Origin of the sequence: Bilifractor sp. LCP21S3_F8 (assembly GCF_052117805.1) — a bacterium.
Classification (GTDB): Bacteria; Bacillota; Clostridia; order Lachnospirales; family Lachnospiraceae; genus Bilifractor.
On the sequence record NZ_JBQKIK010000006.1, the window covers coordinates 89,909 to 110,612 of the forward strand.

Genomic DNA, 20,704 nt, shown 5'->3' on the forward strand with positions numbered 1-20,704 from the left:
AAATTCCACCCTGATCCAGTGAGCAGTAAGACTCATACGATGCTGTTCACGCAGCGCGAAAATCTTTGCTGTACATTGTTGGGGCGAATAGTAACGCTCATCGGAAATCTGCAGAGAACACTGTGCAGATTTGTAGAAATTATTCTGAGAAATGATGTATAATGGGAACCAAAGTTCTGTCAGATGCGGCAGTGCTTTGGTTCCTTTTTTACGCGAACAGTGAGCCGCAGCCGAATGCGAAGTATTCGTGTGCGGCGAGCGTCGCGATAGCGAGATAAAACTCGCGCAGCGTGTTTTATCTCGTTACAGAATGGGGAGAAGCATTTTTCAGGAGGAGACCAGATGAGCATGAAAGAAAGTATGGAAAGCAGAATCTATGACCTGATGGACTGGGCGGAGATCGAGGCTGTCGTATACGCGGAGGAGGATTCGCCGCGAAGAGTGCTGGGTCCTGTGGCACTGCCGGACGGCGTTCTGATCAGAGCATTCTTTCCGGGAGAGGAAAACGTCAGCGTAAAAACGGCTTCAGGGGATGTCGTTCCGATGGTTCTGGAAGACGAGGCAGGATATTTTGCGGTCATGCTTGACCGGAAGAGAATACCTGATTACACTTTTGTGATTCTGCACGAGGATGGTACGGTGTCGGAATACAAGGACCCATATGCATTTCCGTGCCAGATCACAGAAAAGGAAGAGATCCGGTTCCAAGAGGGCATATGGGACAGGGCTTCGGAAAAAATGGGCGCGCATCTGATGAACATTAACGGCACAGAGGGAGTTTATTTCGCGGTGTGGGCGCCGAATGCGATTCGTGTGTCCGTTGTCGGTGATTTTAATCTGTGGGATGGACGCAGACTGCAGATGAACCGTCTGCAGAGCGGTATTTTTGAGCTGTTTGTACCGGGAATTAAAGCAGGCAGTTTCTACAAGTTTGAGATCAAAGCGAAGGCAGGTCTGGTCTATCTGAAGGCGGATCCGTTCGCATTCCGCGCGCAGCAGCTTCCAGAGGCAGCTTCGGTGATCACGAACACCGGATATGACTGGAAGGATGACGAGTGGATGAAACGCCGGGAGGAATTTGATCCGTCCCGTTCGCCCCTTGCGGTTTATGAATGCAATATCGGGATGTGGATGAAGCGGGAAGATGGAAACCCTGAGAGGACTGCAGAAAACCGGGAAGCAGAGGACGGATCGGGGAAGGCCCCGGACCCGGAAGAAGAGACTGGAGCGGTGCAGGCCCCGGACCGGAAAGGAGAGAATGGAGCCGAGAAAGCCCTGGATCTGGAAGAAAAAACCGGAGCGAAGCGGGCTGAAGACCGGAAGAAGGGGATCGGTGAGGCATCTTCGGTGTACCGGGAAATCGCGGAAGATCTCGTCTTGTATCTGAAGGACATGGGTTATACGCACGTAGAATTCCTACCGGTAATGGAGTATCCGGACGATGCTTCCATGGGGTACGTGACCAGTGGCTTTTTTGCCCCGACCAGCCGTTATGGAACACCGGTGGATTTTAAATATCTGGTTGATCGTCTGCATCAGAATGGAATCGGCGTACTTCTTGACTGGGTGCCGGGTTATTTCGCAAGAGGCAATGATGGCCTCGCTTCCTTTGACGGGACCTGTCTCTATGAGCACATGGATCCGAAGAAGGGAGTCTGCCCGTACAACAACGCACTGATCTTCAATTACGGACGCGGCGAGGTCGAGAGCTTTATGAAATCAAGCGCGATGTTCTGGATTTCGGAGTATCACGCGGATGGCCTGCGGATTCCGGATCTCTCCGGTATGCTGTATCTGAACTACGGCAGGCGCGATGGGGAGTGGATCGCGAATATGTACGGCGGGAATGAGAACCTGGAGAACATTGAGTTCCTCCGGAATCTGAACAATGACATCCGGGCAAACGGACACGGTGCGATCACCATCGCGGAGGAGACGACCGGGTATCCGGCAGTTACCGGAAATACAGAGGAGGAAGGCCTCGGATTTGGTCTGAAGTGGAACAACGGATGCATCGATGATTACCTCAAGTATATCCAGCTCGATCCGCTTTTCCGCGGGGCTCACCAGGATGATCTTACGTTCAGCATGGTATACATGTATACGGAGAAGTTCATGCTTGCGCTGTCCCACAATATACTGGAAAATGGAAGACCGCTGCTTCGCATGATGCCGGGTAAGGATGATTCCCTGAAGCTTGCGAATCTCCGTCTGACCTACGCTTACCTGATGATGCATCCGGGCAAGAAACTGATCTGCCAGGGGCAGGATTTCGGGCAGAAATCGAGAATGAGTGTTTCGGACGGCGTTGACTGGAGCGAGCTTGCCAACGGGGATCAGAAGAAAATGCAGAATTTCAGCAGAGCCCTTCTGAAGTTCTACCGAGAGCAGCCTGCGCTGTACCGGCTCGATGAAAAACCGGAAGGCTTCGAGTGGATCAGCAACCTTGACTGGGAGAGAAACCTTCTGGTATTTCTGAGAAAGACGGAGAAGGAGGAGGACACCCTGCTCGTTGTCGCGAACTTTTCAAATGTCGTATATGATAATTTCATGGTCGGAGTACCTTATGCGGGGAAATACAAAGAGATCTTCAACAGCGATGCCGCGGAATTCGGCGGCGGCGGTGTGATAAATCCGAGGGTGAAGCTGAGCCGGGCGGTTGAACAGGATGAACGGAAGGATTCAATCAAGATAAAGGTACCGCCGCTCGGAGTATCCGTTTTTCGCTTTACCGAGGCATTTGAGCGTACAGCACCGGATCGGGAGGAGAAGAAGCCGGAGCGGACAAGCGTGAAATCCGCAAAAGCCATGAAGAAGGGAGAAACCGAGAAAACGGGAGAGACTCTGAAGAAAGCAGCAGTCACGAAAACAGAGAAAACCGTGAAAAAGGTCGCGGCTGCGGCTTCCAGGAAGATGGTGAACAGGAGAAAGGGAAAAGCGTAATGTATACAGCATGGGCTTATAGAAAAGCGTAATGTATACAGCAGGGGCTTGCATTTGCGCGGCTTTCGTGGTATTTTGGTAACGTTAATAGTTGACTAAGGTAGGAGTGGGCGAGAAAAGCCCACTCCTATTTTATGAAAGGAGAGATTGCGTGAGCAGTAAGACGGAAGCAATCGAGAAGAAGGCGGAAGCGATTCTGATCCCGATTCTGGATGAGATGCACTATGAATTTGTGGATCTGGAATATGTCAAAGAGGCCGGCTGCTGGTATCTGAGAGCATATGCGGACAAAGAAGGCGGGATCACGGTGAACGACTGCGAAGACATCAGCCGGGTTTTCGGTGAAAAGCTGGATGAGCAGGATTTTATCGAGGATTCCTATATTCTGGAGGTCAGCTCCCCCGGACTTGGAAGACCGCTGAAGAAGGAAAGGGATTATCAGCGTGCGATGGGGCAGCGAATTGAGATCCGCACGTTCAGGATTATTGATCACGCAAAGGAATTTACCGGGGTGCTGACTGCCTATGATAAGGATACGGTGAGCATCGTGGAAGATGAAACTGAGAAGCCGATGACCTTTCACAAAAAGGAGATCGCCCTGATCCGTATGGCGTTTGATTTTTAACGGTTGAATATAAGTTGGTTTAAGACCAGGAGGATAATGAAAAAATGAACAGCGAGTTACTGGAAGCTCTGAATACTCTTGAAAAGGAAAAGGGGATCAGCAAGGACACTCTTCTGGAGGCAATTCAGCAGTCTCTTCTGCAGGCCTACAAGAATCAGTATGACCGTACGGATAATGTAACGGTCACGATAGATCCGGAGACCTGTGATTATCACATTCTTTCCGCCAAGACGGTGGTAGAGCATGTGGAGGATCCGGTCACAGAGATCGGACAGCAGGAGGCGTTCAAGATCAATTCCGGTGCGCAGATCGGCGACACAGTGAATGTTGAGATCCAGTCCAAGAGCTTCGGACGGATTGCGACCATGAATGCGAAGAACGTCATACTTCAGAAGATCCGTGAGGAAGAGAGAAAATCCCTGTACAATGAGTACTATGAGAAGGAACATGAGGTTGTCACGGGTGTTGTTCAGCGATATATCGGAAGGGATGTCAGCATAAATCTCGGCAAGGTAGACGCGATCCTGAAGGCCAAGGAAATGGTAAAGGGTGAGAAGTTCAAGCCTACGGAAAGAGTCAAGGTATACGTGCTGGAGGTCAGGGATACCCCGAGGGGGCCGAAAATCCTTGTATCCCGCACACATCCGGAGCTGGTGAAGAGACTCTTCGAGGAAGAAGTCGCGGAAATCCGTGATGGTGTGATCGAGATCAAGGCAATTGCACGAGAGGCTGGATCGCGTACGAAGATCGCAGTTTACAGCAATGAGCCGAATGTCGATGCAGTCGGAGCCTGTGTCGGCGTGAACGGATCACGTGTCAATGCGATTGTGGATGAACTGGATGGTGAGAAGATCGACATCATCAACTGGGATGAGAACCAGGCATATCTGATTGAAAATGCGCTTTCTCCGGCAAAGGTTATCTCTGTTCTTGCGGATCCGGATGAGAAGCAGGCACTTGTCATTGTCCCGGATTATCAGCTTTCCCTGGCGATCGGGAAGGAAGGTCAGAATGCCCGCCTCGCGGCGCATCTGACGCAGTTCAAGATCGATATCAAGAGCGAGACGCAGGCGCGTGAAGAAGGTCTGTTTGATGAATACGCGGAAGACGATGAGGACGATGAGGATGAGGATTACGACTATGACGAGGAGGAATCCGGCAGGGAAGAGTCCGAAGAGGCCGAATCCGGCGAGGAGGACTCCACAGAAACGTCCGACGCAGACAGCGCTTCTGCAGATGCTGAAGATATGAAAGATGACGAAGATACCACAGATCCGGAAGAGATGGATCCGGAGGCCGGATCTGAGGATTCCTCTGACGGTGAGAAGGACACTCCGGAAACGGAGGAAGACAGCGCCGCGGCGAATGAGAATGACGCCGATGAGGCTGGAGCTGGTCCTGACACGGAGGAAGACAGCAAACCTGAGGCATAAGCTGGCGAGGGAGGCGTTCATTGAGTATAACCCGTAAAATACCGATGCGTACCTGTGTCGGATGCCGTTCCAAGAAGACGAAGAAAGAACTGATCCGCGTTTTGAAAACGCCGGAAGGCGAGATCCGGCTGGATCCGACGGGCAGGCAGAATGGAAGAGGCGCGTATATCTGCGCAGATCCCGGATGTCTGGCAAAGGCAAGGAAAAATCACGGTATAGAAAGATCTCTGGGCTGCGCAATTCCTGACGAGGTATATGACAGGCTTGAGGAGGAGATGAAACAGATTGGACAGTAGAAAGGCACGGTTCATGATCAGTATCTCCATGAAGGCCGGAAAAGTCGCTGCCGGGGAATTCGCCGCAGAACAGGCAATCCGGGCAGGCAGCGCGGAATTGGTGATCGTCTCGGAAGACGCATCGGAAAACACAAAGAAAAAATTCCGCGATATGGCTGCTTACCGGAGTATTCCGTTTATGCAATTTCTTCCGAAATCAGAGCTCGGCGCTCTGATCGGAAAAGGGGAGCGTTCTTCGCTGGTAATCACAGACGCGAACCTGGCACGGGAAATCCGAAGCCTTCTGGGGTCGGAGAGCGAACAGATATAAACACAGACAGATCAGGATTCATTGAAATAAAGAGGTAAGCGATACATTGAATAATAATGAAAATGAAGGAAAGATTGTAAACGATAAGATAGAAAAGACAGCGAAGGCGGAGGAATCCAAAACCTCGAGAGGAGACAGTGCGGCAAAGGGAGAGAAGGAAGCAAAACCGGTAAAGAAAAAGAAAAGGCTGATCGCTGTTTTTCACCCGCAGAATGCAACCAGTAAAGAGGGCAAGAGCTTCCATCAGGTCATGGATAAGGATAAAAAGAAGAAGACCAGAGAGAAGACCGGAAGAACAGATGGTGCCGCCGGTCGCGTGGAAGGCTCCCGACGCGGTGTGATGCAGGAGAGCAGCCGCGGTGGACGCCCTGTCGGCAACCGTGCGTCTGCCGGAACTCCCATTGTGAAGGTGCCGAGACCGCATCCGGTTATCCGGACCGAGGAGGCTCCGAAACCTGCTCCGGCGGAAACAAAGAAGAGTGCTGTCAGAAACACTCCTGTGACAGAGGCGGCAAAGCCGGAAGCAGCTGCTGAGACTATCGGAGCTGAGACGGCTTCTGCTAAGCCGGCTGCTGCGGAATCAGCAAAGATCAATTCATCCGCTGCGGGAATGGCGGAAAAGAGCTCTTCGGCGGGCACGGCTACAGAAATGAAAGTGTCGAATGGAAAGAACGGGGCATCACAGAGTGAGGCAACGGCAGCTGAGAAGAGTGAGCATGAGACAGCATCTCAGGAGAGACCGGCTGCCGGAACAGCATCTGCTGCCGCTGGCGAGAGTTCGGAACGGCAGAACCAGGACATCAGAAACGATGCGGACCGGAATGGCGGCGGCCAGAGCAGAAGCTATGGAGACCGCACCAACGGCCAGGGCAGAAGCTATGGAGACCGCAATAACGGCCAGGGCAGAGGCTATGGAGACCGCAATAACGGCCAGGGCAGAAGCTATGGAGACCGCAATAACGGCGGCCAGGGCAGAAGCTATGGAGACCGCAATAACGGCGGCCAGGGCAGAAGCTACGGGGACCGCAATAACGGCGGTCAGGGCAGAAGCTACGGAGACCGCAATAACAGCGGCCAGGGCAGAAGCTACGGAGACCGCAATAACGGCGGTCAGGGCAGAAGCTACGGAGACCGCAATAATGGCGGTCAGGGCAGAAGCTATGGAGACCGCAATAACGGCGGTCAGGGCAGAAGACCGTTTGGCGACCGCAACAACCGTCCGGGATTCGGAGGAAGCAGACCTGGTTTTGGAGGAAACAGACCTGGGTTCGGCGGTAAGGACGCAGAAGAGGGAAATCGTTTCCCGGGACACTCCAGAGGACAGCACAGTGATCACAAGGTCGGTCAGGGCGCTGCGATGGATATGGGGCTCAAGAAGCCGTCGAGAGATGGTGCCGGACACAATAAGGATAAAGACAAGAACAAGAATGATCTTCGCGGCAACAAATACACGAGCGACAGAGGAAATGGACGCAACAACAGACATCTGATCCCGAAGGCACTGCAGAGACCGGTGCATAAGAAAGAGGAGAAGAAGGAAGAAAAGGTGACAGAAATCAAGATCCCGGAGAAAGTTACCATCCGCGAGCTTGCGGATAAGATGAAGATGCAGCCCTCCGTCATCGTTAAAGATCTCTTCATGAAGGGTGAGATGTATACCGTTAACCAGGAGGTCGATTACGAAAAGGCAGAGGAGATTGCGATGACATATGATATTCTCTGTGAGCCGGAAGAGAAGGTGGATGTCATTGCCGAGATGCTGAAAGAGGATGAAGAGGATGAAAGCAAGATGATTCCCCGTCCTCCGGTAGTCTGTGTCATGGGACATGTCGATCATGGTAAAACATCTCTGCTCGATGCGATCCGCCACGCACATGTGACTTCAAAGGAAGCCGGCGGAATCACACAGAATATCGGCGCATATGTCGTTAATATCAACAACAAGAAGATCACCTTCCTGGATACGCCGGGCCATGAAGCGTTTACGGCGATGCGGCTTCGTGGAGCTCAGTCCACGGATATCGCGGTACTTGTCGTGGCGGCGGATGACGGTGTTATGCCGCAGACCATCGAAGCAATCAACCACGCGAAGGCTGCCGGCGTTGAAATTATCGTTGCGATAAACAAGATCGACAAGCCGGGAGCAAATGTCGACCGGGTAAAACAGGAACTCACAGAGTATGGACTGATTGCAAGTGACTGGGGCGGTCAGACGGAGATGGTCGAGGTTTCCGCGAAGACCGGAGTTGGTCTTGATGATCTTCTGGAGACAATTCTCCTTACGGCGGATATCATGGAACTGAAGGCGAATCCGGACCGTCTCGCGAGAGGTCTGGTACTTGAGGCGAAGCTGGATAAGGGCAAGGGACCGGTAGCGAACCTTCTCGTTCAGAAGGGAACCCTTCATGTCGGCGATTATATTGCCTGCGGCGCATGCTCGGGAAAAGTCCGTGCTATGACGGATGAGAACGGAAAACGTGTAAAAACAGCAGGCCCGTCCACCCCGGTTGAGGTGCAGGGACTTGACGGTGTTCCGGATGCGGGCGAGACGCTGGTAGCTATGGAGACAGACAAGGAGGCGAAGAATTTTGCCGCAACCTTTACCGCCGAGCACAAGAATCAGCTTCTGGAGGAGACCAAGTCCAGGATGTCTCTGGATGATCTCTTCAGCCAGATTCAGGACGGCTCTGTCAAGGAGCTTGAGCTTGTTATCAAGGCGGATGTACAGGGATCGGTAGAGGCTATTCGTCAGTCCCTGCTCAAGCTTTCCAACGATGAAGTAGTTGTAAAGATCATTCACGCCGGAGTCGGCGCGATCAATGAGTCTGATGTCACACTTGCGGCGGCATCAAACGCGATCGTGATTGGATTTAATGTTCGTCCGGACGCTAACGCGAAAGCCCTGGCAGAACAGGAAAAAGTAGATGTGCGTCTGTATAAGGTAATCTATCAGGCAATTGATGATATCGAAGCAGCGATGAAGGGAATGCTGGAGCCGATTTACGAGGAGAAGGTCATCGGTCATGCCGAGGTACGCCAGCTCTTCAAGGCATCCGGAGTCGGAACCATTGCCGGAAGTTATGTCCTCGATGGAATCGTACAGAGAGGGTGCAAGGTTCGCATCAGCCGCGGAGACAAGCAGATTTTCGAGGGAGACCTCGCAAGTCTGAAGCGTTTCAAGGACGATGTCAAGGAAGTCAAGGCCGGCTATGAGTGCGGTCTGGTGTTTGACGGCTTCAATGAGGTCAGGGAAGGCGACCAGGTTGAGGCATATGCTATGGTCGAGGTGCCGCGTTGAGAAAAAACAGTGTCAAGAACATAAGAATTAATGAATCAGTAAAGGAAGAACTGAGCAATATCATCCGAAATGAAGTGAAAGATCCGCGGATCGCTCCGGTTGTTTCCGTTACGGAAGCTATCGTGGCGACAGACCTGAAAAACTGCAAGGTCATGATCAGCGTTCTGGGGGATGAGAAGGCGAAGGAGGATACGATGGAGGGACTGAGAAGTTCCTCCGGTTTCATCCGCCATATGCTTGCGGTGAATCTGAATCTGAGAAATACGCCTGAACTTCATTTTAAGCTCGACGAATCGATAGAATATGGTGTCGAGATGTCAAAACGGATTGATGAGGTCATGGAACAGGATCGAAGAGGAAAGCATGCAGAGGAAAATTGAGGAATTTTTAAAAGATGTAAATACAGTCGCGATTGCGGGACACGTTAACCCGGATGGCGACTGCGTCGGGTCGTGCATGGGTATGTACCTGTATTTGCGTGATAATTATCCGGAGATCAGCGCGGACGTATATCTCGAAAAGCCCCGCAGTTCCTTTGACATGATCGAGGATATTGACAAGGCGAGACAGGTCTGCTCTGCAATCCGGTATGATTTGCTGATTCTTCTGGATATCAGCAGTCAGGACAGGATCGGTGTTGCCGGAGCTCTGCTGAAGACTGCAGACCGCGTTCTCTGTCTGGATCACCACAAGACGAACCGTGACCACTACACCTGGTTGTTTAATTATCCGGATCTCAGCTCCACCTGTGAGGTTGTCTGGAATTTTCTGGATCCGGAGAAAATCGGGGAGAAGTGCGCAGAGGCATTGTACATGGGCATTGTTCATGACACAGGGGTTTTCCAGTACTCCTGTACGTCACCCCGCACGATGCGAATCGCCGCGTCTCTGATGGAGAAGGGAATCCCGTTCAGCAGAATTGTAGACAGTACATATTATGAGAAAACCTTTATTCAGAATCAACTCCTCGGAAGAGCGCTTATGGAAAGCTTCCTTATGTTTGGCGGGAAAATGATTGTCTCCTGCATCCGCAAGAAAGACATGGACTTCTACAATGTCTTGCCGGCGGACATGGACGGAATCGTGAGCCAGATGAGAAACACGGCGGGCGTAGAGGTTTCTGTTTTCATGTATGAGCTGGAAACCGGAAAATGGAAGGTTTCTCTGCGCTCCGTAGATAAAGTGGATGTGAGTGTTGTTGCGCAGATTTACGGCGGCGGCGGGCATGCGCGCGCGGCAGGCGTGACGATGCAGGGATCCTGTTACGATGTTGTCAATAATCTGACCTTGTATCTGGAAAAAGAACTCGTCTGACCGGTCGGACGGACTGGACATCAGCAGAGAAAACATCTGTTCGATCAAACAGATTGGACATCAGCAGAGAAAACATCTGTTCGATCGAACGGGTTGGACATCAGCAGGGAGAACAATGAAAAACGGAGTCATTAACATATACAAGGAGAAGGGCTATACCTCCTTCGATGTTGTCGCGAAGCTCAGAGGCATCCTGCATCAGAGGAAGATCGGTCATACGGGTACGTTGGATCCGGACGCTGAAGGCGTCCTTCCGGTCTGTGTGGGAAAGGCCACTGGCCTCGTGGAGCTTCTGACCGATGAGACGAAGACATATGAGGCAGTGCTTTTGCTTGGAAAGGACACCGACACGCAGGATATCAGCGGAGAGGTACTGTCCGAGCATGCGGTGACCTGCGATAAGAAGGATCTGGAGAATTGCCTCAAATCCTTTGAGGGCGCACAGATGCAGATTCCGCCGATGTACTCCGCTCTGAAGGTTAATGGGAGGAAGCTGTACGAGCTTGCCAGAGAGGGAAAGACGGTGGAGAGAAAGGCCCGGCCGGTTCATTTCTATGAAATCCATCTGCTTTCCTGCAATCTGCCGAGAGCGGTTATCCGTGTAACCTGCTCGAAGGGCACCTATATCCGGACGCTCTGCCATGACATCGGGGAAAGGCTGGGCTGCGGAGGCTGCATGGAAGCACTCACCCGGGTCCGCGTCGGACAGTTTCACATTGAGGATTCGCTTCGCCTTTCCGAGGTCGCCCGGCTGACCGGAGAGGGGAGATGGAAGGATATCCTGATTCCGGTATACCGGCTGTTTGATTATCCTTTGATCCGCACTTCAGGTGAGGCAGACCGGCTTGCGCATAACGGCAACCGGATCCCCGAAGAGGGATACCGCGTGATACAGGACAAGGACCTGGTTTCGGAGGATGGAGTCCGTGTTGTAGATGACAGGGACGGGCATCCGGAGACCGGATTTCAGGTCGGGAGAGCTACAGGTCAGTCCGCAGAAGAGAAACGGCGGGTGAGGCTTTTTGATTCTGAAGGCGTTTTTATCGGAATTTATGAATCTGCGGCACCTGGCGGTTTACTGAAGCCGGTCAGGATGTTCTATGACCCGGATGATGAATGCAGAGTTAAAATTTGAGGAGCGTCAGCTTTGGAATATATACAGGAAGTGGAAAAATATACCGGCGCAGAGCGCTGCGTCATTACGCTTGGAAAATTTGACGGCGTTCATAAGGGCCACCGGAAGCTGATCGCCCGGGTAAAGGAAATTGCCCGCGCGCACGGATGGAAGACTGCTGTCTTTACCTTTCAGGTGTCGCCCCAGGTATGCATGGGAGCACGCCGGCCGAAGATGCTGATGACAAATGAAGAGCGAAGGGAGATCCTCAGGGAGCTGGATGTGGATCTTTTGTTTGAGTGCAGGTTTACAGAAAGAATGCGCAGCATGGATCCGGAGGATTTTGTCCGTGAGATTCTGCTGGACAGGCTTCATGTGTCGGCAGTCGTCATGGGAACGGACTTCCATTTCGGGAAAGACCGGAAGGGAGATTCGGAACTGATGAAGCAGATGGGAGAGAAGTACGGATTCCTGGTAGAGGTGCTTCCGAAGGAGAAATATCACGGCAAGGAGATCAGCAGCAGCTATATTCGGGAGGAACTGGCGCTGGGCCATATGGAGAAAATCACCAGGCTGCTCGGACAGCCATACTTCATCACGGGAAAGATTGTGCATGGCAGACATCTCGGACATTCCCTCGGATTTCCCACCATCAATCAGATTCCGGATCCTGTAAAGATGACTCCTCCCCGAGGCGTCTACTATTCCAGAACCCTGGTGGCTGGCAGGTGGTATCAGGGAATCTCAAACATCGGAATCAAGCCGACTGTCGGCGGCACAGCGGTCGGACTGGAGACATATCTGTTTGACTGTACATTGGATCTGTACGGCCAGGAAGCTAGAGTAGAGCTCCTGTCCTTCCGGAGACCGGAAGAAAAATTTTCGGACATCAATGAGCTGAAGGAGCAGATGGACCGCGATATCCAGGCGGCAGACAACTATTTTTCCAGAGAAGAATGAAAATCGCCAGGAGAATAAAATCACCAGGAGAATAAAATCACCAGGAGAATAAAATCACCAGGAGAATAAAATCACCAGAAGAATAAAAATCACCGCGCGCTGAAAATATGCAATCGCGGTCACACCGGTTGCGTTGAAACAGCGAAACAGATTCCTGCCCCAGGATTTTCTCAATTTTTTTCAGGGCAGCCGTTATCAGGCTTTGTATGCGCCTTGCGAAAAGGAGCTGTTCTTGACTGCGGTACACTAAAGTGGTAACATGATTTTAGCAGTCACTTTGATACTGTGAAATTGTGAAGTATCAGAGATACATTGGTTTCGTGACGAAATAATAATTTTGGGAGCAGAGAAAATGAGCAAAGATATTCATACGGAAGAGGTGGATCAGCTGTTTCAGGCCATTCTGACGCTGCATACGCTGGATGAATGCTACACCTTCTTTGAGGATGCGTGCACGATCAATGAAATCCTTTCCCTCTCACAGCGCTTTGAGGTCGCAAAGATGCTGAGAGAGAAGAAGACGTATCTCGACATTTCCAGAAAAACGGGCGCCTCGACGGCAACAATCAGCCGTGTGAACCGTTCACTGATCTATGGAAATGACGGTTATGAGATGGTTTTGAAGAGAATGGGAATCGAAAAGCCGGCGGATTCGGAAGAAGCCGGTGGAGAAAGCTGACAAATATCCAGAACGCACGTACAAAGAAGTACCGGGTACCGATCCATGATGAAGAGGATCAGTACCCGGTCTTCTTTTATGCCATCCGATAGCGCAGTGCCAGATCTGAGGCAGTGCTCATGATCTGACGTAGTGTCTATCATTGGAAGACGGTGATTTTCCGCATGCGATAATAACCACCATGCGGATACATTGTTCGACAAATTGTACAAGCTACGGCTTACATCGTGCCGGGGCTCTCACAATTCTACAGTTATTTATGAAGCTCCCGGATGGAAGGAAGCTGAGCTAGAATGACCCCGGTGAATACGAAGACACATCCGGTCAGTTCCTTCGGTGACATGGAATCGCCGAGGACGATCCAGCCGGATATGGCGGAGATGACCGATTCCAGGCTCATCAGAAGTGAGGCAAGTGTCGGATTGAGGCCCCGCTGTCCGATGATCTGAAGGGTGTAGGCTACTCCGGAGGAAAGAATTCCCGCATAGAGGATAGGCCAGATACACTGTGCGATGGAGGATATGTCAGGAGTCTCCAGAAGAAAGGCAGGGAACACAGAAAGTGTTCCGGATACCAGAAACTGAATACAGGAGAGCTGGATTCCGTTCACGCGTGGAATGAAATGGTCCACCGTCAGGATGTGCATGGCAAACATACAGGAAGAACACAGCGTAAGAAGATCACCGCGGTTCACGGAAAATCCTCCCCGGATACTGAGAAGATAGAATCCGATGACAGCGAGGGCAACCGAAATCCAGACCAGAGGCGGACACTTTTTGTGCAGGAACAGCCCGAAGATCGGCACAAGAATAATGTACAGGGCAGTGATGAACCCGCTCTTTCCTGCGGTTGTGTATTCGAGGCCTGCCTGCTGAAAGCCGCCTGCAAGAAAGAGAAGAATGCCGCACACGATGCCGCAGACACGGAGATCCCGGGTCCGTGATTTCTTCGGACGCATCCCGGGAATCGAAGCGCCGGTGTAGTTCGGAGCTAATGGATCTTTCTTTCCCACCAGAATTGCGACCGGAAGCAGAACGAAAGCGCCAACGTAGAATCTGCAGAAATTATAGGTGAAGGGCGAGATGCTCTTCGCGGCAATGCTCTGCGCCACAAAGGTGGTGCCCCAGATGAGCGCAGCCAGAAGGAGCAGCAGGGAGTGCCGTATTTTCAGGGAATCCCTGGTACGGCAAAGGGCGGCTCTTTTATTCCTTGACGGGGTATCTGATGACATATGAAAACCTCTTGTATTCGTGAAAAAAATAAGTTACGATGTAATTTGTCCTGAAAGAAGGTCACGCAGCCGGCAGGAAAAGCCGGCCTGCGGCTGACAGACTTAATCATCATAGCATCTGAAAATGGAGAATTCAAGGAATGATAGCGATAATTGATTATGATGCGGGGAATATCAGGAGCGTTGAAAAAGCGTTCGTTTCACTCGGACAGGAGGTAACGGTCACCAGGGATGCCGGAGTACTCCGGAGCGCGGATAAAGTGGTCCTTCCTGGAGTCGGGAATTTCGGAGACTGTATGCAGAATCTGGAGAAGTTCGGGCTTGTTCCGGTCATCCGCGAAATCGCATCGAGCGGCAAGCCCTTCCTTGGAATCTGTGTCGGTCTCCAGCTTTTGTTTGAGGAGAGCGAGGAATCGCCGGGTGTGAAGGGCCTCGGGATCCTGAAGGGCAAAATCCTTCGTATCCCTGACGGGGAGAACCGGAAAATTCCCCACATGGGCTGGAATTCGATTCATCTGGTCCGGCAGAACGGTACCGGGAGACTGTTTTGCGGAATCCCTGAACAGTCCTATGTCTATTTTGTGCATTCCTATTACCTGAAAGCCGCAGATGAAAGCATCGTCACTGCTACCACCGAGTACGGCGTGACGATTCATGCATCCGTTGAAAAGGGCAATGTGTTCGCAACCCAGTTCCATCCGGAGAAAAGCTCTGACACCGGACTGGCGATTCTCAGAAACTTTGCCGGACTTTGATAACCAGAACCATGATCCCGGGAAATGGAGTTAAGCAATCAATAATAAGGATCAAAGCGAATACGGATCAAAGCGAATACGGATCCAAGCAATTAAATATTTAAAATACTCATGGAGAATGCTATGTTTACAAAACGAATCATTCCCTGCCTGGACATCAAGAACGGGCGGGTTGTAAAAGGCGTGAACTTTGTAAATCTCAGGGATGCCGGCGATCCGGTGGAGGTTGCAAAGGCCTATGACAGAGAAGGCGCTGACGAAGTCGTTTTTCTCGATATCACCGCTTCCAGTGATCACAGGAACACCGTAGTGGATATGGTCCGGAAGGTGGCTGAGAATGTTTTCATCCCGTTTACGGTCGGCGGCGGCATCCGCACCGTGGAGGATTTCAAGGCGCTTCTTCGTGAGGGCGCAGACAAAATTTCCATAAACTCTTCCGCCATTGAGAACCCGGATCTGATCAGTGAAGCAGCTATGAAGTTCGGCAGCCAGTGCGTCGTTGTGGCGATTGATGCAAGAAAAAGACCTGACGGAGAGGGATGGACGGTTTATAAGCACGGCGGCAGGGTCGATGTGGGCCTCGATGCAGTCGAATGGGCTGCGGAGGCGGAACACCGCGGTGCCGGTGAGATCCTGCTTACCAGCATGGATTGTGACGGCACCAAGGCAGGATATGACCTGGAGCTGACCGGCGCGATTTCCCGGGAGGTTGGAATACCGGTCATCGCTTCCGGAGGCGCCGGAAGCATGGAGGATTTCTACAAAGCGCTGACGGTGGGAGGCGCTGACGCGGCACTGGCGGCATCACTGTTTCATTACAGGGAACTGGAGATCCGGCAGGTCAAGAAGTATCTGCAGGAGCACGGGGTGCCCGTGAGACTGGTCTGAGGCAAGAATTATGACAGGCGGATGAATACAGCAGGAGGGAGCAGGAGATGGCAGGTCTTACCGGAAGCTGGGAAAAAGCCATGAAACCGGAATTTTCCAAGCCGTATTACAGAAAACTCTTTTTTACCGTAAGTCAGGAGTACAGGACGAGAACGATATATCCTCCGGCAGAAGATATTTTCAATGCCTTTCATTTTACGCCGCTGGACCAGGTGAAGGTAGTTATTCTCGGGCAGGATCCGTATCATGAGCCGGGACAGGCTCACGGGCTCTCTTTTTCCGTGAAGCCGGGAATTGAGATCCCCCCTTCCCTTGTAAATATCTATCAGGAGCTTCACGATGATCTCGGGTGTTACATTCCGGATAACGGATATCTGGTCAAGTGGGCGAAGCAGGGCGTTATGATGCTCAACTCGGTTCTGACGGTTCGGGCGCATCAGGCAAATTCTCACCGGAATATCGGGTGGGAGGAGTTTACCGATGCGGCGATCCGTGTACTTGCGGATCAGGACAGGCCGATGGTGTTCATTCTGTGGGGAAAGCCGGCCCAGAGAAAAGCGGAGATGATCTATAATCCGAAGCATCTCGTGCTGAAGTCGCCGCACCCCAGCCCGCTGTCTGCGTACAGAGGCTTTTTTGGAAGCAGACCCTTCTCGAAGACCAACCGGTATCTAGAGGAGAACGGAATAGAGCCCATTGACTGGCAGATCGAGAACATCGCCGGGAAATGAGAAATGCAGACCGGCCGGACCGGGCCCGGGAGATGAGAAATGCAGACCGGCCGGACCGGGCCCGGGAGATGAGAGATACAGACCGGCCGAACCGGGTCCGGGAGATGAGAGATACAGACCGGCCGGATCGGGCACGGGAGCAGGAAATATTAGCAGGAGCACGGATACCATGACAGAGAAAAACTCAAACTCACTCGTAAAAAACGCGTCCGTTCTGATGATTGCGTCCATCATTTCACGCGTCATCGGTCTTCTCTACCGAAGACCTCTCGGAAGTATTCTGGGGTCGGTCGGACTTGGATATTATGGATACGCAAGCAATCTGTATTCGATTCTTCTTCTGATCTCTTCCTACAGCATTCCAATGGCGACGTCAAAGATCATCTCGGAGATGCTTGCAAAGAAGGAGTACAGGGGAGCGCATAAGGTCTTCCGGGGAGCCATGCTCTATGCGGTTATTGTCGGAGGTATCACGGCGCTGATCTGTTTTTTCGGCGGTGCAATTCTTCTCCCGCAGAACCAGCAGAATGCTCTTCCAGCGCTTCGCGCACTGGCACCGACGATTTTTCTTTCCGCGATCCTCGGCGTATTGAGAGGATATTTTCAGGCACACCGGACGATGACGCCCACATCCATCTCGCAAATCCTGGAACAGATCATGAACGCGATCGTCAGCATTCTGGCGGCATGGATTCTGATCCGCAATCTTGCGCCGGAGGGCGGTACGAGAGCTGCTATATACGGAGCCATGGGCGGAACCATCGGAACCGGTGCGGGAGTTTTGGTCGGACTTCTGTTCATGACCTTCGTGTATATGCTGAACAGAGGCTATTTCCGGAGAAAAATCGCACACGACCGCAGATCCACAGAACAGAGTTACCAGGAAATCCTGAAGATGCTTGTTCTGATGATTACGCCGATTATTTTCACCTCATTTATCTACAACTGCAGCGCGTATGCGGACAGCTATCTGTACTCCGCGATCCAGGGATTTAACGGAATGTCTGCGGATTCCATATCTGCTGCCTACGGAGAATACAGCAATTATTATGTTCCCATTGTCTCGATTCCGCTGGCGATGGCCTCCGCCAGTACCTCTGCCATGATGCCCGAGGTATCAGGGAAATACGCAATTGGTCAGCTCGACGAGCTGAACCGCCAGGTAAATCAGACACTTCGTCTGACGATGTTCATCTGCATTCCGTGCATGATCGGACTGACGGTTCTCGCTAATCCGATCATGGGAGTGCTTTTTCCGTCGGCGAGCGAGCTGGCGGAGAAGCTGCTCTTTGCCGGTTCCGTTTTCGTTGTGACCGATTCCTTCTCCATTGTGACGGGAGGTGTGCTTCAGGCGATCGGAAAGCAGCATGTGGCTCTGGTCAATGCAGGAATTTCGCTTGCTGTCAATCTGGCTTCTCTCGCGGTTATGCTGTTCGCAAGACCCGGACTTGATATTTATGCGGTTATGCTCTCCAATATCATTTTCTCGCTGGTATGCTGCTTCCTGAACATTCTGTCCATGAAGAAACACTTAAGAACAAGGCACGAGATCCGGAAAACATATGTGGAGCCTCTGGCATCGTCCGTGATCATGGGGGCTGTCGCCTGGCTCATCTACACGGCGCTGTTCCATCTTACGAGGAGACCGTTCATCGGTCTGCTTGTGGCGATTCTGGTTGCGATTGTTGTCTATCTCGTATCCTATGTCGTCATTTCAAAGACAACAGAGGAGGAGATGTACCGGTTCCCGATGGGAGGGAGAATCGTGAAATTCCTGCGGCTGATCCGGATCTATCACTGATTATGAGAGAAATTTCCCGGTGCTTGAGGACTCCTCGTGCAGCGCTTCAATGAAATCGAGTAGCTTCGCACAATCCCTCTCGCAGTTCGCATTGCCGCAATATCTGGTTTGATGTTTCAAGATCGGGCAGCCAAAGATAAGCTTAAGATCTGCGCTGAAGGAATATTCGATTCGATATTTCAGGATCGTGTAGCGAAAAATAAATTTTTGCAGTGTAAACTGGCGCAACGAGATAAAACACGCTGCGCGAGTTTTATCTCGCTATCGCGACGCTCGCCGCACACGAATACTTCGCATTCGGCTGCGGCTCACTGTTCGCGTAAATAACCGATTCCCGGGCATGTTCGCCCGGGAATTTTGTTACAGAGATATTAATGAATTTTACGCGTTGTTACGCAAGATCTTGTGGTGACTGCATGCAGATGACACTACCTGTACATGATACGACAGAAAAGTAAAAAAGCCTTAAAATAAAGGCTTTTTTTGCTGCGGGAACTGTGATATAATCGGTATCAGTCAGAGAATATAAGGGATTCCCGACTGGTTTTACAGAGGAAAGAGGGAGTATTACAATGAGAGGGGCCAGAAGGAAAGTTACAAAAATATTAATCACTGTTGCGCTTACATTAAGCATGTTTGGCTGTGCAACAAGCGTATTTGCAGCCGGGCGTGATCTGGTAGGCGGAGGAACGAGCAGAACGGTTGTCCGCAATTCGTCGTCATCCACCGGGAACGCTGCTTCTTCTGCGGCTGCCGGTTCCGGCGCAGCAGCTTCAGCATCCACCGGCACACAGACGGTCTCCGGATCTGCGGGCACACAGGCTGCATATGGAAATACCGCTTCGTCAGAACAGCAGAATGCGGGTACGGCCGCAGGCGGGGAACAGAGCACCGCTCCCGCGGTAACGGTCGTTGCAGGAAATGCGGCGACGGGATATATTGATATCATCACGCCGTTCATGGTATTGTTTGTATGGACATTCCTTTTGTTCTGGGCGCTGACGATCACCCTGATCCATCGTGTCAGAGAGAGAAGAAATGCGGTCTATCACGAGGAATATCTGGAATTCCGGAGAACGATGAGCCAGGATATCGATCTTGGCAGCATTATCACCATTTAAATTCAATATCATCAAACCCTCATTGGAGAGATTCGGATGAGGGAATTTGGATGAAGAAGTCATGCAACGAAAAGAGAGACGGGTCTGCCGCGTGAACCTGAGGATTTCACGGCCGACCCGTTATCTTTTGGGAAGAACATCGGACACAAGGGAGGAAAAATGACGGAGCAGAAGAAAGACACCGTTCTGTCTAATGTCCGGCACACGCATTTGCTGGAGGACGGAACAGAGATCACGCATACCCACGAACATACCCACACGCATACACACCAGAATACGAAAGCGGTAGTCAATCGTCTTTCCAGGGCGATTGGTCATCTCACCATGGTGAAGAGAATGGTAGAGGAGGGCAGGGACTGCAGCGATGTTCTGATTCAGCTGGCCGCGGTCAAGTCCGCACTGAACAGTACAGGCAAGGTGATTCTGAAGGATCACCTGGAACACTGCATGGTTGATGCCATTGAGAGCGGAGACATGAAGGAAATCGAAGAGCTGAACAGAGCAATTGATCAATTTATCAAGTGAGGATAAATGAAAATGAGTACATTCGACAGAGAGAACGGGACAGATGTCTCCGAAGAGGAACTGTTCAGGCATTATCAGGCTCAATATGCAGAGACGGAGCCTACACATATCGCAAACAGACTCGGACTTCCTTTTGACTATATCTTTGAGCGGTTCAGCGTCTCTTTTATGGGGAAGGAATACTATGTCTCGCATCCCGGCATGAGGATCGAGGCTGCTGATGGAGAGGATCCATACCGGCTCGAAAGCCTTCCTTCCGGGAGAATCCTGATCGGAAGATATCTTCTTCACGCGACAGTGTTTCCGCAGAATGGGGAATTTATGGCATTCCGGGAACTGCCCAGCGGCGAGGTATATGCGCGGCAGTTTGAGGAACGATGCCTGAGCCGTCTTGCCAGACGGTTTGGAAGCCATCTGGATGAATTCGGGGATATTATGGAATATATCGGCGCGGAGCATATTCACGGCGCAGATGAGGCATGGGAATTTGAATTTCTGGACGGACTGTCCATTCGTTTCTTATTCTGGAGAGGGGACGAGGAGTTTGCGCCAACGGCACAGATTCTGTTTTCCAGCAATTTTCCGGCGGCTTTCGGCACCTATGATCTGGCGGAGATCATTGACACCTGCATGGAGGCATTCGAAAATGTTCTTCAATATCTGAAAAAATAACCCCCCAC

General features: G+C 51.6%; 20 protein-coding genes. 19 read left to right on the forward strand and 1 reads right to left on the reverse strand.

What is annotated here, in order from left to right; genetic code table 11:
* The first annotated feature begins 342 nt into the window (after window positions 1-342).
* From glgB to ACTQ3A_RS04715, 11 genes are all read left to right on the forward strand, one after another.
* Window positions 343-2,943 carry a 1,4-alpha-glucan branching enzyme gene (gene glgB / locus ACTQ3A_RS04665; protein ID WP_441494172.1) on the forward strand — a complete coding sequence of 867 codons (2,601 nt, stop codon included), beginning with the start codon at window positions 343-345 and terminating at the stop codon, window positions 2,941-2,943.
* A gap of 151 nt (window positions 2,944-3,094) precedes the next feature.
* Window positions 3,095-3,568, forward strand: coding sequence for a ribosome maturation factor RimP (gene rimP, locus ACTQ3A_RS04670; RefSeq protein ID WP_441475643.1), 474 nt, complete (start codon window positions 3,095-3,097; stop codon window positions 3,566-3,568).
* Window positions 3,569-3,612: 44 nt separating this feature from the next.
* Window positions 3,613-5,001, forward strand: a complete 1,389-nt coding sequence (nusA, locus tag ACTQ3A_RS04675) for a transcription termination factor NusA (RefSeq protein WP_441494173.1) — start codon at window positions 3,613-3,615, stop codon at window positions 4,999-5,001.
* Window positions 5,002-5,045: 44 nt separating this feature from the next.
* On the forward strand, window positions 5,046-5,297 hold the full coding sequence (rnpM, locus tag ACTQ3A_RS04680; protein ID WP_441475680.1) for an RNase P modulator RnpM: 252 nt from the start codon (window positions 5,046-5,048) through the stop codon (window positions 5,295-5,297).
* Window positions 5,287-5,607 (forward strand): L7Ae/L30e/S12e/Gadd45 family ribosomal protein, encoded by a 321-nt coding sequence (locus ACTQ3A_RS04685; RefSeq protein ID WP_441475641.1) that lies wholly within the window; start codon window positions 5,287-5,289, stop codon window positions 5,605-5,607. The genes rnpM and ACTQ3A_RS04685 overlap by 11 nt, the downstream gene beginning before the upstream one ends.
* A gap of 610 nt (window positions 5,608-6,217) precedes the next feature.
* Window positions 6,218-8,905 (forward strand): translation initiation factor IF-2, encoded by a 2,688-nt coding sequence (gene infB / locus ACTQ3A_RS04690; RefSeq protein ID WP_441494204.1) that lies wholly within the window; start codon window positions 6,218-6,220, stop codon window positions 8,903-8,905.
* Complete coding sequence (rbfA, locus tag ACTQ3A_RS04695) at window positions 8,902-9,285, forward strand: 30S ribosome-binding factor RbfA (RefSeq protein ID WP_441494174.1); 384 nt, start codon at window positions 8,902-8,904, stop codon at window positions 9,283-9,285. The genes infB and rbfA overlap by 4 nt, the downstream gene beginning before the upstream one ends.
* Complete coding sequence (locus ACTQ3A_RS04700; protein WP_441494175.1) at window positions 9,269-10,219, forward strand: DHH family phosphoesterase; 951 nt, start codon at window positions 9,269-9,271, stop codon at window positions 10,217-10,219. The genes rbfA and ACTQ3A_RS04700 overlap by 17 nt, the downstream gene beginning before the upstream one ends.
* A gap of 115 nt (window positions 10,220-10,334) precedes the next feature.
* On the forward strand, window positions 10,335-11,354 hold the full coding sequence (truB, locus tag ACTQ3A_RS04705) for a tRNA pseudouridine(55) synthase TruB (protein ID WP_441494176.1): 1,020 nt from the start codon (window positions 10,335-10,337) through the stop codon (window positions 11,352-11,354).
* 12 nt (window positions 11,355-11,366) lie between these two features.
* Complete coding sequence (locus ACTQ3A_RS04710) at window positions 11,367-12,293, forward strand: bifunctional riboflavin kinase/FAD synthetase (protein ID WP_441494177.1); 927 nt, start codon at window positions 11,367-11,369, stop codon at window positions 12,291-12,293.
* A gap of 352 nt (window positions 12,294-12,645) precedes the next feature.
* A complete protein-coding gene (locus ACTQ3A_RS04715; protein ID WP_441494178.1) occupies window positions 12,646-12,972 on the forward strand; it encodes a YerC/YecD family TrpR-related protein in 327 nt (108 codons plus the stop codon).
* 253 nt (window positions 12,973-13,225) lie between these two features.
* On the opposite strand, the gene ACTQ3A_RS04720 is transcribed toward ACTQ3A_RS04715, so the two are convergent.
* Window positions 13,226-14,203: a DMT family transporter gene (locus ACTQ3A_RS04720; protein ID WP_441494179.1), complete on the reverse strand. Its 978-nt coding sequence runs from the start codon at window positions 14,201-14,203 to the stop codon at window positions 13,226-13,228.
* Between the two features lie 140 nt (window positions 14,204-14,343).
* On the opposite strand from ACTQ3A_RS04720, the gene hisH reads away from it, so the two are divergent.
* From hisH to ACTQ3A_RS04760, 8 genes are all read left to right on the forward strand, one after another.
* Window positions 14,344-14,958 (forward strand): imidazole glycerol phosphate synthase subunit HisH, encoded by a 615-nt coding sequence (hisH, locus tag ACTQ3A_RS04725; RefSeq protein ID WP_277674906.1) that lies wholly within the window; start codon window positions 14,344-14,346, stop codon window positions 14,956-14,958.
* Window positions 14,959-15,081: 123 nt separating this feature from the next.
* On the forward strand, window positions 15,082-15,846 hold the full coding sequence (gene hisF, locus ACTQ3A_RS04730; RefSeq protein ID WP_277674905.1) for an imidazole glycerol phosphate synthase subunit HisF: 765 nt from the start codon (window positions 15,082-15,084) through the stop codon (window positions 15,844-15,846).
* Window positions 15,847-15,893: 47 nt separating this feature from the next.
* Window positions 15,894-16,577, forward strand: a complete 684-nt coding sequence (locus ACTQ3A_RS04735) for a uracil-DNA glycosylase (RefSeq protein WP_441475633.1) — start codon at window positions 15,894-15,896, stop codon at window positions 16,575-16,577.
* Entirely contained in the window at window positions 16,574-16,750 is a 177-nt protein-coding gene (locus tag ACTQ3A_RS04740) for a hypothetical protein (RefSeq protein ID WP_441495254.1), read from the forward strand. The genes ACTQ3A_RS04735 and ACTQ3A_RS04740 overlap by 4 nt, the downstream gene beginning before the upstream one ends.
* Window positions 16,747-18,378, forward strand: coding sequence for a putative polysaccharide biosynthesis protein (locus ACTQ3A_RS04745; RefSeq protein WP_441494180.1), 1,632 nt, complete (start codon window positions 16,747-16,749; stop codon window positions 18,376-18,378). The genes ACTQ3A_RS04740 and ACTQ3A_RS04745 overlap by 4 nt, the downstream gene beginning before the upstream one ends.
* Before the next feature lie 572 nt (window positions 18,379-18,950).
* The gene (locus tag ACTQ3A_RS04750) at window positions 18,951-19,499 is read left to right on the forward strand and encodes a hypothetical protein (protein ID WP_441494181.1); all 549 of its coding nucleotides are present in this window, start codon (window positions 18,951-18,953) and stop codon (window positions 19,497-19,499) included.
* A 159-nt stretch (window positions 19,500-19,658) separates the two neighbouring features.
* Window positions 19,659-20,024 (forward strand): metal-sensing transcriptional repressor, encoded by a 366-nt coding sequence (locus ACTQ3A_RS04755; protein WP_441494182.1) that lies wholly within the window; start codon window positions 19,659-19,661, stop codon window positions 20,022-20,024.
* 12 nt (window positions 20,025-20,036) lie between these two features.
* Window positions 20,037-20,696: a DUF3786 domain-containing protein gene (locus tag ACTQ3A_RS04760; RefSeq protein WP_441475628.1), complete on the forward strand. Its 660-nt coding sequence runs from the start codon at window positions 20,037-20,039 to the stop codon at window positions 20,694-20,696.
* Window positions 20,697-20,704: the final 8 nt, after the last annotated feature.

Bases quoted from the DNA above. Each gene is read 5' to 3' on its own strand.
- ACTQ3A_RS04735 (WP_441475633.1), top strand. From the start codon at position 15,894: ATGGCAGGTCTTACCGGAAGCTGGGAAAAAGCCATGAAACCGGAATTT.
- glgB (WP_441494172.1), top strand. From the start codon at position 343: ATGAGCATGAAAGAAAGTATGGAAAGCAGAATCTATGACCTGATGGAC.
- ACTQ3A_RS04745 (WP_441494180.1), top strand. From the start codon at position 16,747: ATGACAGAGAAAAACTCAAACTCACTCGTAAAAAACGCGTCCGTTCTG.
- ACTQ3A_RS04720 (WP_441494179.1), bottom strand. From the start codon at position 14,203: ATGTCATCAGATACCCCGTCAAGGAATAAAAGAGCCGCCCTTTGCCGT.
- rnpM (WP_441475680.1), top strand. From the start codon at position 5,046: ATGCGTACCTGTGTCGGATGCCGTTCCAAGAAGACGAAGAAAGAACTG.
- ACTQ3A_RS04760 (WP_441475628.1), top strand. From the start codon at position 20,037: ATGAGTACATTCGACAGAGAGAACGGGACAGATGTCTCCGAAGAGGAA.
- ACTQ3A_RS04755 (WP_441494182.1), top strand. From the start codon at position 19,659: ATGACGGAGCAGAAGAAAGACACCGTTCTGTCTAATGTCCGGCACACG.
- truB (WP_441494176.1), top strand. From the start codon at position 10,335: ATGAAAAACGGAGTCATTAACATATACAAGGAGAAGGGCTATACCTCC.
- ACTQ3A_RS04750 (WP_441494181.1), top strand. From the start codon at position 18,951: ATGAGAGGGGCCAGAAGGAAAGTTACAAAAATATTAATCACTGTTGCG.
- ACTQ3A_RS04740 (WP_441495254.1), top strand. From the start codon at position 16,574: ATGAGAAATGCAGACCGGCCGGACCGGGCCCGGGAGATGAGAAATGCA.
- hisH (WP_277674906.1), top strand. From the start codon at position 14,344: ATGATAGCGATAATTGATTATGATGCGGGGAATATCAGGAGCGTTGAA.
- ACTQ3A_RS04700 (WP_441494175.1), top strand. From the start codon at position 9,269: ATGCAGAGGAAAATTGAGGAATTTTTAAAAGATGTAAATACAGTCGCG.
- hisF (WP_277674905.1), top strand. From the start codon at position 15,082: ATGTTTACAAAACGAATCATTCCCTGCCTGGACATCAAGAACGGGCGG.
- ACTQ3A_RS04715 (WP_441494178.1), top strand. From the start codon at position 12,646: ATGAGCAAAGATATTCATACGGAAGAGGTGGATCAGCTGTTTCAGGCC.
- infB (WP_441494204.1), top strand. From the start codon at position 6,218: ATGGCGGAAAAGAGCTCTTCGGCGGGCACGGCTACAGAAATGAAAGTG.
- nusA (WP_441494173.1), top strand. From the start codon at position 3,613: ATGAACAGCGAGTTACTGGAAGCTCTGAATACTCTTGAAAAGGAAAAG.